Raw genomic sequence first — 12,481 nt, forward strand, 5'->3', positions numbered from 1 at the left:
CGCATAAGTAGCAACAGCATAATCTGACTCCCCTCCGCCCGTGTCCCGATCCACACGAACTGAACAGTTCACGAACCTTTATTGACAAGGGAATATCAGGTCGCTCTTTTCCGGACCTGGGGGATCGAAATTACTCAAGCCGGAAATATTTCCGCTGAAGACGCCAGAGAAATCCAGTAAGTAGTAGCATGGAGAGCTGTGGAATGAACGAACCATACCGGATACCGCTTGACTCGTCGCCGTAGAGTGCTTCCATCGGTACGTCCTGGATGGTCATCCCGTGTGCGTCCAGGTGAATCAGGAGATCGTTCAGGAAGCCGTAGTCATCGAACAGATCGTTCAACGAGAGCTGTTCGAGCGCCGTCGTGGAAATAGCAGTGTACCCGTTCTGTGGATCGCGCATGTTCCAGTGCCCACTGGCTATTTTCGTCAGCATCGTGAGGAGGAGGTTGCCGAACAGCCGCCAGTTGGACATCTGTCTACAGTGGCTTCGAGATATCAGGCGGTTGCCTTTCGCGTAATCCGCGTTTCCGTCAACGACTGGGTCAAGTATCCGCTCCAGAATGCCTGGGTCCATCTGTCCGTCACCGTCGAGGACCGCAACCACGTCCATATCACTCATCAGTGCCAGTTCGTATCCAGTTTGGACAGCGGCCCCGCGGCCCCCGTTGGTCTGATGACGTACCGGAACGATTCGCCTATCGAGGAACCGCTGGCTTTTGGGAACCGTCTCTCCAGCCCCATCGGCAATCATCATCTGATCTGTGGCAGCAACGGTTCCACTGGCTTGTTGTGCTTCTGCGTCGACGTACTCCTTGATTTCGGCCCACGTGTTGTCCGTCGAGCAGTCGTCGATAACGAACACCTGGTCGACGAACTCCGGGAGTGAATCGATGACATCGCCGATGAACCCCTCTTCGTTGTACGCGGGGATAACGACGCCGACCGTCGAACTTTTGTACACGTTATACCCCCCTGGAAACTGGGCAGCGCTGTTTCGTTTCTGTGAGTTGCGCAGTGCGGGTCCATCGTTGAGGCGGCGCTACAACAGTGCAGATAGCGTTACCGAACTGGCAACTACTCGTCTCGGGCCGGCTCCCGTGCCAGACCCATTCGTCAATAGCAACCTCCTGTTCAGTGATAGTCATGGTAGGTCGTAGGACCGCTCTCCGGTCATCAGTACACGGCCCTCTCTATCCCCATGTTGGACAAATCGAGCTATTGTTATTCCTTACTTTCCAGAGTTAGCAGTCGTATACAGCGGATCAGCCGATCAATAAATATCGCGTTAGACGGAGTCTGAGAAACGCCGACGTAATGCGGTTACCCGCATTATGCAGAGAGCTATTCGAATTGGGCCTGATACGTCGTTCTGATCGCCGCTGGCGACTAGAGGTGAGTTCGCGCAGGAAGTTCCGTACGTGTCCTGTGTAAGTTCATCCCAGGACTCGATCTGGTCACCGGCTTAGCTCTGGAACTGTGTATCGAAGTCCGCTTCAACCTGCTGTTTGACCGCAATGGCAAGGCCAGTGAAATTCAAGTCTCCGTCGGGCAGGATGTCGGCTCCGTAGTCTTGGCGGGCAATCTCCTCACAGGTCCGCACGTCGGCAGCGACAAGCCCATCAGCAAACGGTTGACGCTCGTGAATCGCTTTGATCTGCCCCTTCGTCTCGCTGCTCACCTCATCGTAGTAGCGGCCGTACCTGTCCTGGGTCAGCTCAGCAAGCGACGCGCGATCACCGTTGGAGACGTTGGTTCTCCCGACCCCACTGGAGCCGCTATCGTCGTATTTAATCTAGGGTGGTTTGACCGACATGACCGTTGTCGCGCGCGCGACGCTTAGGTACACAAAATTGACGCAGTAAGACGGTCTACGGGAGATTGACCTGCCTGCAGAGACGTACGCGAGTTTCAAATGGGTGACAGAGAAAGAGATGATTCTAGATCGATACGCCTAGCGGCAAGCAAGCGTCGATCAGAGCGGCACCGAGTCGTGATAGTTACGCCATGTTCTTCCGTTCGATCGTTTCCCAGATGTCGACACCTTTCTCGGTGATATCATACACGCGCCCTTTTTTCCGGTCTTCCGAAACGAGTAGGTCAACAAGCTCCGATTCCCGAAGCTCTTGCAACGCGCGAGAAACGTGAGCGATACTCATGTCCCTGTCATCCGCGATTAAGGACGGTGTCGCCGGGCCTTCAGACAATCTACGGAGAGTCTCGACTCGATACCGTGAACTGATAACGTAGCTCACTTCGTCCCACTGATCAAAGTCTGCCATCGTATCTATTCGTATGCACGAGTGTACCAGCTACCTTCATTGGACAGAGACTCGTGTACAATGTTATTCCATGTGCCTGTGGTTAATTGTTTCGCTCGTGTCGTTTGGTCTCGTTTCGTAGCCATACATGGATTTAGTTGATTACTCCGCATAATGAGTATATGGTGAGTAACACCACTCTGCCGCTAGAATTACACTTCCAGGCGTGTTATCGATGAGTCACTCCAGACGACAGCCAATTCGTCGGTGCTGCCGTGGATGATTGTACTGCTCCGATTCCTGACGGCTATCGAAGCCTATCCACTATCACGGAATGCCAATGCACTTAAATTGGTCTGTGTAAGCCGAGAGGCATTCGACAGTTACCTGTAAGATCACGTTACTTACATGGTAGGGGGTGGCATGATGTGCCGGTAGGATGTACCCTGCTGGGAGGCCTGTCGAGAAATCGCGTACTAACTGGACGGACACACATCTCAACGGTTGTAATCGGCCTCTGCAAGGGTATCAGTCAGCATACGAATTAATCCAGACCCCGTAGTGTGAACTAGCCAATATCCGTGGGAAGAGCGCGATTACACCCAGAATACCGAAACAATCACTGACTACCCCTGATGGTAACCAGATCAAAATTATCCAATTCATTACATAACAAAGTATTAAGTAGCAAGGTGATGTTGAATTGAAATGCTGGCTGACAGCGTAACGTTCCGTCGATACAGCCGGGGGGCTGTGTGAGCGCGATTCCAGACGGGTAAACGATGTCGCAGCACACAGGAAGTGGGTAAATATGGGAGTCAAAGACACCGCACAAACGAAAGCAGAACCGAGTACTGAACTGAGCGATGAGTCCGTATCAGAGCCAAGCGGGCCCGAGAGCAATGCTAGTCAAGTAGCGTCACAGGAAGACGACGATGCCAGTGCGTCCCTGGACGTTATCTTTGAAATACTGAAAAACAGCCGTCGAAGGGAGGTCCTCCACTTTCTCCGGGAGCGAGACGAACAGGTCTCTCTCGGAGAGCTCGCGGAACACGTTGCAGCCATCGAAAATGACACCACGACTGACGCATTGACATCTAGTGAGCGCAAGCGCGTGTACGTAGGCCTCTACCAGTGCCATCTTCCGAAAATGGACGACATCGGTGTCGTTGATTTCAATCAAGACCGGGGCCGTATCACGCTCACCGAGAAAGCCGGCGACTTCGAGAAGTATCTCGACCGGCCCAACCAGAAACAGGATCGACAGTGGTACCGGTACTACGCGTCCATTTCCGGACTGGGTGCACTCGTCCTTGCTGCTTCTATTGTTCTCTCCCTTTCCGGGGGCACGGTACTGGCTCTATTCTCGCTTGTAGTGGGAGTAGCAGCCGCGTGTTCCGTGTTTCAGTGGTCAGTCGAGCGGGAAGAGACGAACGACGAGTAGCCGGTAAGAACTGTTCGATTCCATTTGCGTTTTTTATGCCGCTGTCCGAACAGATACACGAACGTACGGGGAGACTTCGACAAAAGATAGACCGTCTATGATATCGGTCGAATCAGGTCCGAGCTGACAATCATACAACAGCAATATAGTCTGTTCTAATCGCGTGCTGTCGTAGAGACATTCATATAGTAGGCTGGGTATCCCCATGCATCAGAAGGACTATCGACCGTTGACAATTTTGCTAAAACAGACTGACAGTGTAATATCGGATAGAGTATAGATGACTTCACTGTCTTATCGGATCACGTTATTCGAGTCTACACATAGAAGACCTCAATGGTCGGGGAACATATACGTTAAGCCCAGATTTCTGCAGCACGCGGCACATCGGTTGCTACCGGCTCACTGCGTGATTATTCTATTGTATGAGGCTTCAACTAATGATATAATTTACCGAAGGACCCCAGTCAGTTCTTTTGAATCAAAGGTATGAACCGTCTACTCTCAACTTACATCGGGGGAGAGATCATGTTATACAGGTTTCTTGATGGTTTTGATGGCGGACTCAGGAGATCGTGAGTAGTGGCAATTATTACGTACTCCAAGTTGAGCCTGGGATAGTATCTCCATATGATAGACATTTTTATGAATGGTTGTGCCAGATTCATGTCTATAAGGATTAACTTACCCGTATAATCATGTGTTAACAGGCTAAAAACAAATACCCGATAGAAATTCCGGGATAATTTCTCCATCTCAGTCCTGGTTATAATTGGCTGATTATCGAAAAACCAATTATTTGTTCTGTCCTCGGAATAGTATTGCTGCCGTCAACCGGTCAAATGTGAGCAGGATAGTAGTAGTGCATTACCAGATCGTTTTTGTGAGTTTTTTATTATTTCATGTTTATCGAGACCTATTGTCAAGACTGCGCTAGTCGGTTGATGACAGTAGCAAAACACTCTCGGCCACTACAACCGACACGTGGGGTGCGTGTCCGGAATCCGAAGTTTTTAGCGCCAGCGGTTGAATCTGAATCCTATGAAAGAATGGATTGAGGCGTATGAGGAGCGCGACTGGCAAACAACCACTGACGGAACGGTTCGGTACGCACTGTTAGGCCTTGGCTGGTGGACAATCGACCTGGCGCTCCCCGCCATTCGGGACTCCGATCTCGGCGAAGTCACGACGTTCGTCAGCAGTTCCTCGGAGAAGGCCGAACGACTCGCCGACGAGAACGGCGTCGATCACGGGATTAGCTACGATGAGTTCCACGAGGGCGAAGCGGCCGGCGCATACGATGCGATCTACATCGGGACACCGAACACCTTCCATCTAGAGTATGCCGAGACAGCTGCGGATCTGGACAAGGCCATCCTCTGTGAGAAACCAATGGAGTCGACAGTCGAGCGCGCTCGGGAGATGGTTGAGGTGTGTGACGACGCCGACGTGCCGCTTATGATCGCGTATCGAATGCAGACTGATCCAGCCGTCAGGCGCGCCAAGGAACTCATCGAGGACGGATTCATCGGTGAACCGGTGTCCGTACACGGCAACAACAGCCAGCCGTTACTCGAAATGAATCCCAACACTGACCAGTGGCGGCTCAATCCCGACCTGTCAGGCTATGGTACGTCAGTGATGGACCTGGGGATCTACTCGATTAACACGACCCGGTTCCTACTTGACCGGGAACCACAGGCGGTTCAATCGCAGATGAGTTCCCATGCGGACGCCTTCGAAGACGTGCCCGACGAACGGTCCGGGGCACTGCTCGCGCTGGAAGACGGTGTGAAGATGGTTACGACCGACAGCCAGAACGCGCACGAGGACACACAACTGAAGATAACCGGGACAGACGGACAGATCGAACTCAATCCGGCGTTCCACGGCAAGGCAAAGCTCCACCTCTCCCGAAACGAGACCACCATCACCGTTGAACACGAGGAGTTTGACGCGCAAGCCGAGATGCGGGAGGAGTTCGACTACTTCGCTGATCGCGTATTGACTGACGGAGAGATATTCCCGGACGGTCGCCATGGGCTCCAAGACATGCGGATCATCCGGGCCATTCACGAAGCCGCTGAGAGCAACGATATCGTCGAATTATAACTCGGGTTCGTGAGACTCTCGTTTGTTTGATGTTTTGAGGTCGCTACCGTACAGACAATGGCTTGTCCATGTTATTCAAAGCGATACGTTCGCCAGTGCCGAGGTGTGTTCAAAATAATCGAACGAAATCGGTGGTGCCGCTGGGTTCTCTTTCCACCTCATAGAATCGGGCGTGCAATGTCGGTGCTATGTTTATGCCTGAATCGTCAGTTCGGCACTGGCAGCCTGCTGTCGGTACTTACACTCAGGTGAGCGCGAAAGCTGAGTCGGTGAGACATGACTGCGGAGCCGCATTGGTCGATATACATGCTCCCCTGTGACCCACCGGTCGAAGCCACAGAACGAGCACTAGAAGGGCTCAGGTGGGTCCAGAAGGTCTCAAATGGGTCCCGAATAGAGTATCCGGTGCTATTCACTCATACGGAATGGGAAGTCCGGTCGGGTGTTATAGTAGCCATTGAAAATCAATGCACACCTGATCGCACGATAGCAGTGTAATCAGTGTGTACATCGTTTCAATTGTTACTATAGCGTTCGGTCTATGACGGGGCGCTCGGTACATCGCATCAAGTATCAGGCACGTGAATTGTGAGTTGAGACTAAACGATCAAATACAATAACATCTGTACTGATGTTATGTAAGCGGGACAGATGGACGCTACAGCACAAACATGATGTAGCCTGCAGAAGTCAGAATAATATACAGATACTATATGTTTTGATATTGTATCTATTGATAAGATATTTATTTCTGTAGCCCACTTTACTTGGCCGCGAGACAGTTATCTCTATCTCCGGGTATTTATCAGATATACCACGACATATATAATGCTATATCTGTTTTCTGTTCGTAGAACCGACGTTCTTTATGTGAAATTGGCTATTCTATCTATGTATTTGCGCTCGCAGTCGTTCGAAATCGGTAGCAAGGAACAGGTATTCAGTCACTATCGGAGATCCACTTCTCCCCCCATTCGTAGATCTCATCGAACGCCGAAAGCAGTTCGTTGCCCTTCGGCGTCAACGAGTAGTAGACCGCAACCGGGCTTCCCTCCTCGACACGGCGTTGCACGTATCCGGTTTCCTCTAGGTCATCGAGTACGCGGGACAGCGTTTGCGAGTTCGCGTTCGTCGCCCGTTTGAGTTCGTTGAATCGGAGTTCGCCCTCTCGAAGAACGTGAATCACCGTCATTCGCCAACGCGAGCCGATCTCTTCGAGGGTTTGGATAACCGGGCAGTCCCTGTATTTTGCTTCCAGGGAGTCATGAGATGACATCGGTGTGACCTGGTCAAGCGTACGTTTGCTGAACTATATTAAGGTCATGCTCTAAAACCAAGTGAGATCATGTGACCGCAATATCGGACACATGGCTCTGTACCGTATCGCAACTATCAGCGGCTATACACAATACATGGACGTACTACTACTCGGTGCGAGCGGACGAATCGGGCAGCGAACAGCGACAGAACTCACAGACCGCGGTCACAGCGTGACAGGCGTCTCCCGCGGTGGGACAGGAGACGGGGTCGAAGCTGACGAGTTCGTCGCCGTGGCAGGGGATGCAACCAACGCCGACGACATCACGAAACTGGCGACAGGCCACGATGCCGTAGTATCGGCGCTGGGACCCAGCGATGACGAGTCGCCGGAAGTACTTGTGGAAATGATAGAGGCCGTTATCGACGGCCTCAGCCGTGCTGCTGTCGACCGACTCGTCTGGACCGGCGGGGCTGGCGGACTCAAGGTCGGTCCGGACACGATGCTCATCGAAACGGAGGACTTCCCCGAAGAGTGGGAGCCAGTCGCCCGTGCGGCCATCGATGCGTACGACATCCTCGGCGAGACCGACGATCTGAGGTGGTCGTACGTCGCGCCGGCAGCGCTTATCGAACCTGGAGAGCGGACCGGAGAGTACCGGACCGCCGAGCACGAACTCGTGGCCGACGAAGAGGGAGACAGCTACATCTCGATGGAAGACTTCGCAATCGCCCTCGTCGACGAACTCGAAGCGGAAAACGCCGTCCACACGTATCTCGGAACCGGTTACTGACAAGGCTCGTTTTCAACACCGTTTAGTCCAAGACTCGCTTCGGCTCGGACAACGGTCCCGGGACGACGGTGTCACACCGCCGGTATACTTGGAGTGTCAGTAGCGAAATGCCCACCACCGATGCGCCTCCCGAAACGGAGCAGTCGACGGATAGCACGCCCGACGAGGCGGGGGTATCGACAGACAACCCCACACCGGATGCGGTGACGTTCGACTGGGCCGGGATACGTGCCGGGTTCGTGACCTGCGTCCCGGTGGCACTCGGCGTCGCCGGCTACGGGATTGCGTTCGGTGTGCTCGCCGACCAGGCCGGTCTGAGCGCCGCAGAAGTCGCGGTAATGAGCGCCACCGTCCTGGCCGGTGCGTCCCAGATTATCGCCGTCGAGTTGTGGGCCGACCCGATTCCAGCAGCAGCGGTCGTGCTCGCGGTCTTCGCGGTAAATCTCCGGTACTCACTGATGGGCGCAGCTCTCCGGCCGTGGTTCAAGCACCTGTCGGCACCACAGACCTACGGCAGCCTGTTTTTCATGGCCGACGAGAACTGGGCGCTGACGATGCGTGACCTCACGTCCGGCAGTAACCGGGGTGCGTTCCTGCTCGGGAGCGGGCTCGCCATCTGGGTGTTCTGGGTCGCTTCGTCGGTCGTCGGCGTCGCATTCGGCGGCGTGATCGACGATCCGACCACGTTCGGACTGGATTTCGTCCTCGTTGCGACCTTCGTCGCGCTCGCGGTCGAACTCTGGGACGGTGCGTCGACAGCCATCCCGTGGGCAGTCGCACTGGTCACGGCGCTGCTCACCGCAGAGGTACTGGCCGGTCAGTGGCACGTCATCGCCGGCGGGGTGGCGGCTGCTGTCGCCGAGGTGGTCCGGCGTGGCTGATCCGCTTGCGCTCGATCCGACGGTCGTCGCTATTATCGCTGCGATGGCTGTAGCCACGTATCTCACGAAATCAGGTGGTCTGTGGCTTCTGACCCGCGTTGGTGTCAGCGACCGGGTCGAAGCAGCATTGGAAGTGCTTCCGGGCGCAATTGTCGTTGCCGTTCTCGGACCGGAACTGGCCGGCGGTGGCCCCCCAGAGTGGCTCGCCGGCAGCGTTGTTGCCGCTGTCGCCTGGCGGACCGGAAATATTTTTCTCGCACTCGTCACGGGCGTCGGGGCGGTCGTCGCATTCCGTGCTGTCTTGTGAGTCTCAGGCGATCCGAAAGTCATATACAGTATATTAGGCAAACCTAAAAGCATGGACGAGACGGAGGATCTCACGCGACGGCACTACCTCACCGCCGGGAGTACGGTACTCGGTTCGTCTCTCATTGCCGGCTGCTCCGGTGACAGTAGCGAACCGACCAGCACCGCGGCCGGGACAGGGAACACCGGCGAAACAGATACATCGACACCGACAGACAACGGCTCCTACACCGCGTCGATTGCACCTGTGGGGGATGTTGAGTTTGACTCGGTCCCACAGAACGTCTTCACGATGTACAATCAGTACGCGGACATGCTGGTTGCGCTTAACCACGGTGATGCGGTCAACTCGATGTTCGTGCCGGACATGGCCGGCCCGTCGATGAACCATTACTACGAGCGACTCGATGGCGTCTCCTTCGAATGGGCGGAACTTCCGAATCCCTACAACAACTTCAGCAAGGAGTTCTTCTACAGTCTCGACAGCGACGTTCACCTCCTCGACCCCGCCTGGGCGATTACCCAGGACAACTGGGACGTGACCGATATCGAGGAGATCGCTGACAACGTCGGTCCGTTCTTCGGTAATTTCTACAGCGGAACCCACAGTGAGCCACAGGCACCCTACGCCGAGAGCTACCAGTATTACACGCTGTGGGACCTCTTCGGCCGTGTTGCCACAGTCTTCCAGGAGCGAGAGCGGCACGAACAGCTCAGGGCTGTCCACGAAGACCTCATCAGTACTATCCAGACAAAGCTTCCGCCGGAAGAAGAGCGACCGACCGCCGTTCGAGTCACACTGGGAGACGGTCAGTTCTGGACGTACCACCTGAACCGACCCGGGTTCTGGCTCGCCGACACGCGACCGCTCGCGGCCAACGACGCCTTCGGGGACGAAACGTGGGACGGCCTCTGGGGCTCTGTCGGCTACGAAACGATGGCGGAGGCCGATCCCGACGTGATCCTCCACCTCTGGGGAATGACACCCCGGTATGACATGGCAAACGTCCGCGACCAACTCACCGAGCACAACGTCGGGAGCGAACTCTCTGCGGTCAAAAACGACCGTGTGTACGCACACGGAATGCGATACCACGGCCCGATCATGAACCTCTTCCAGCTCGAAATGACTGCCAAACAGCTGTATCCGGATATCTTCGGCGAGTGGCCGACCTACCGAAACGGCGATCACTATCCGGAGATTCCGTCCGATGAGCACCTCTTCGATCGCGACCGTGTTGCCGGGATAATTACCGAAGGCAATAATCCTGAAGCGGGCAGCTAGTTCGACCACGTTCGGCGTGTAAAACAGCTATAATAACAATTGAAACGAGTGACACACTGGTCGCACTGCGATTGTGCGATCAGGTATGCATTGATTTGCAATGGCTACTAGCAAGCCCGTACTGTCGGCTGTAGGTATTTCAGGATATTCGCCGCCACGGGGCCCTCATGCTTCTAAACAGTCAGTACAACGACCGGCCCCCGGTAATGACGGACCACCACATTCAGTACACGTATCGGGAGCCGTACTGCGATTATCACGCGAGACGGGGAGCGACTCCAGTGCTTTTCGCAGCCGTTCGTTCATAGTCTGTGTGTGTCACCGAAGTATTTTAAATATTTCCCCTTTTTGAGTTTTCAGAGGGTTATTGATGGGTTGTGTCCTAATTAATTGGCCGAGCATAGAATTTCTCTGAGTATTAGTAGACGGATACTTCATCGATGTGAGACCACACCGATCACGTTCTGCAATCGCTTGACATCGCCTACAGGTACTGCCTCCTCTCTGAGTACGAACTCCAGGAAAATCCCAACGTGTGGGCACTCGAAACACAGGAGCGGTCCGGGTGCGGTGTCGGCCAGTAGACTGTTTCGAGGGCGTTACACCCCCTGTCCGTAACCACCTGGCTTTGCGATCAGTTCATTCATGTATCACTGGCAACCACCACGTAGTAATGCCCCTGGCCAGACGGGTTCTCAGTACAGAGAACGACCGTCGGACAGAGCTACTCAGCATCAGCGTTGCGAATTCGCTCCCCGTTATCGGTGTCGTTCTACTCGACTGGAGTGCGGCCCGCCTGTTGCTCCTCTACTGGCTCGAACTCGGTATCGACTCGGTGTGGGCGCTCGTCCGGTCACTGTTCGCTGGTCGGCCACCGGAAATTGAAACCGACAGTTTACTCGTGGGTGCGCTGGCGGCACGACAATATAGCCTCACAGTCCCGCGAACCGGCCTGCGAGTATACCTCACATCGGTGGTTGTCCTCCCAGTTACTGTGCTCATCGTCGGCATGGCCTGGCTTTTCGCCGGCGCACTGCTTGTCGGCCCACTGCCAGAGCCCAGTCCGGACACGATAGCCGGCGTGACAGCGGCTGCCACTGGGATTTTTATTTCGACGGGAGCGACGAATATCCGGAAGTACTTTTATAACGGAGAGTATCGGAAACACAGTTCTCGGACGGCCTTTCGAGGGCTGTTATTCAGAATGGTTACTGTCGTGTTTGGTGGCATAATCACGCTAGTATTGATTACGGCGGCCACAGAAGGGCCTGAGGCGGAACTCGGGGCTCTCGATCCGACTGCCGTTGGGCTGCCGCTGTTGCTCATGGTCATCTGTTTCAAATTCACATCGGACTACCTGGGCGTCTACAGTGACCGCCTGGCCGTCTATTTCAAGTCATACAACGAGAAGTACGGCTGGCAAGAGCCGCCATCACAGGCCAAATCGATTGACGGGACGCTCACCAGTGCGCCCGAGCGGGTCCGGCCGGTTCGCTGGGGCCGGATCATCGGTGGCCCAGTTCGCCTCTGCCAACACACGGGACTGCTGTATGTCGGCGGTTTCGGATTGCTCGGTGCAGCGCTGTTCGCAATTGGCGGAGCGTGGGGTATCGTTACCGCAATTCTGGTCGGGAGTGTCGGTATCCCAGTCCTCCTGCTGTGTCTCGATCAGTTCCTCCGCTACGGGACAGTCGAATACCGAGTTGATCCGGATGAGCGTGCTATTGTCGCGTACGACCGCCTCTTCGGCAAAGCTCTATGGCGCATTGAACCGTGGGACGAAAATGGTCTTCGTGTTGAGCGAACGTCGGTTGACTCGCTTCTCGGTACCGAGACAGTGACTATTGAACACGCTGAGGGGGAATACACACTGCCACACGTGCCCGATCCCAGCCCAGTTGTCGCCGTGTTTGACCGACAGCCCGAGCGGGCAAAGCAAGTCAGGCCTGGCGGGGACGGGCTGTTGGACTGAGTGAGCCGGGTATTTCAGTACGGCCCCCGGTGAAACCACTATTTCACCTATGGAAACGCTGCTACTTACACAAACCACCGTTTTCGACAAAATAGTTGCGCCGTCCTGTACTCTGCTGTTCTCCCGTCCGGCAGGCGGTCGATATCTTCAGGCGGTGCGGTCGCAGTCT

The 12,481-nt window shown here is 54.9% G+C and carries 11 protein-coding genes; 7 read left to right on the plus strand and 4 right to left on the minus strand.

The window, feature by feature from the left end; all coding sequences use genetic code 11:
* Positions 1 to 130 precede the first annotated feature (130 nt).
* The 3 genes from NDI54_RS16040 to NDI54_RS16050 form a co-directional block, all read right to left on the minus strand.
* The gene (locus NDI54_RS16040) at positions 131 to 964 is read right to left on the minus strand and encodes a glycosyltransferase family 2 protein (protein WP_310897447.1); all 834 of its coding nucleotides are present in this window, start codon (positions 962 to 964) and stop codon (positions 131 to 133) included.
* Positions 965 to 1,465: 501 nt separating this feature from the next.
* Positions 1,466 to 1,681: a hypothetical protein gene (locus NDI54_RS16045; RefSeq protein ID WP_310897448.1), complete on the minus strand. Its 216-nt coding sequence runs from the start codon at positions 1,679 to 1,681 to the stop codon at positions 1,466 to 1,468.
* A gap of 319 nt (positions 1,682 to 2,000) precedes the next feature.
* Positions 2,001 to 2,282, minus strand: a complete 282-nt coding sequence (locus tag NDI54_RS16050; RefSeq protein ID WP_053968835.1) for a winged helix-turn-helix domain-containing protein — start codon at positions 2,280 to 2,282, stop codon at positions 2,001 to 2,003.
* A 790-nt stretch (positions 2,283 to 3,072) separates the two neighbouring features.
* Here NDI54_RS16050 and NDI54_RS16055 point away from each other — a divergent pair.
* Together NDI54_RS16055 and gfo6 are read left to right on the plus strand one after the other, a co-directional pair.
* Positions 3,073 to 3,705, plus strand: a complete 633-nt coding sequence (locus tag NDI54_RS16055) for a DUF7344 domain-containing protein (protein ID WP_310897449.1) — start codon at positions 3,073 to 3,075, stop codon at positions 3,703 to 3,705.
* 1,041 nt (positions 3,706 to 4,746) lie between these two features.
* Entirely contained in the window at positions 4,747 to 5,817 is a 1,071-nt protein-coding gene (gene gfo6 / locus NDI54_RS16060) for a D-xylose 1-dehydrogenase Gfo6 (protein ID WP_310897450.1), read from the plus strand.
* A gap of 940 nt (positions 5,818 to 6,757) precedes the next feature.
* On the opposite strand, the gene NDI54_RS16065 is transcribed toward gfo6, so the two are convergent.
* Positions 6,758 to 7,093 (minus strand): winged helix-turn-helix transcriptional regulator, encoded by a 336-nt coding sequence (locus tag NDI54_RS16065; protein ID WP_310897451.1) that lies wholly within the window; start codon positions 7,091 to 7,093, stop codon positions 6,758 to 6,760.
* A 136-nt stretch (positions 7,094 to 7,229) separates the two neighbouring features.
* Here NDI54_RS16065 and NDI54_RS16070 point away from each other — a divergent pair, with 136 nt between their 5' ends.
* The 5 genes from NDI54_RS16070 to NDI54_RS16090 all read left to right on the plus strand — a co-directional run bounded on the left by NDI54_RS16070 (position 7,230) and on the right by NDI54_RS16090 (position 12,312).
* Positions 7,230 to 7,868 carry an NAD(P)-dependent oxidoreductase gene (locus tag NDI54_RS16070; protein WP_406600195.1) on the plus strand — a complete coding sequence of 213 codons (639 nt, stop codon included), beginning with the start codon at positions 7,230 to 7,232 and terminating at the stop codon, positions 7,866 to 7,868.
* 107 nt (positions 7,869 to 7,975) lie between these two features.
* On the plus strand, positions 7,976 to 8,749 hold the full coding sequence (locus NDI54_RS16075; protein WP_310897453.1) for an AzlC family ABC transporter permease: 774 nt from the start codon (positions 7,976 to 7,978) through the stop codon (positions 8,747 to 8,749).
* The gene (locus tag NDI54_RS16080) at positions 8,742 to 9,056 is read left to right on the plus strand and encodes an AzlD family protein (RefSeq protein ID WP_310897454.1); all 315 of its coding nucleotides are present in this window, start codon (positions 8,742 to 8,744) and stop codon (positions 9,054 to 9,056) included. Before NDI54_RS16075 ends, NDI54_RS16080 begins: the two co-directional genes overlap by 8 nt.
* Positions 9,057 to 9,107: 51 nt before the next feature.
* Entirely contained in the window at positions 9,108 to 10,340 is a 1,233-nt protein-coding gene (locus NDI54_RS16085; RefSeq protein ID WP_310897455.1) for an ABC transporter substrate-binding protein, read from the plus strand.
* Positions 10,341 to 11,013: 673 nt separating this feature from the next.
* A complete protein-coding gene (locus NDI54_RS16090) occupies positions 11,014 to 12,312 on the plus strand; it encodes a DUF6498-containing protein (protein WP_310897456.1) in 1,299 nt (432 codons plus the stop codon).
* The last annotated feature ends 169 nt before the right edge of the window (positions 12,313 to 12,481 follow it).

Source organism: Haloarcula terrestris (assembly GCF_031624315.1).
GTDB classification, from domain to species: Archaea; Halobacteriota; Halobacteria; order Halobacteriales; family Haloarculaceae; genus Haloarcula; species Haloarcula terrestris.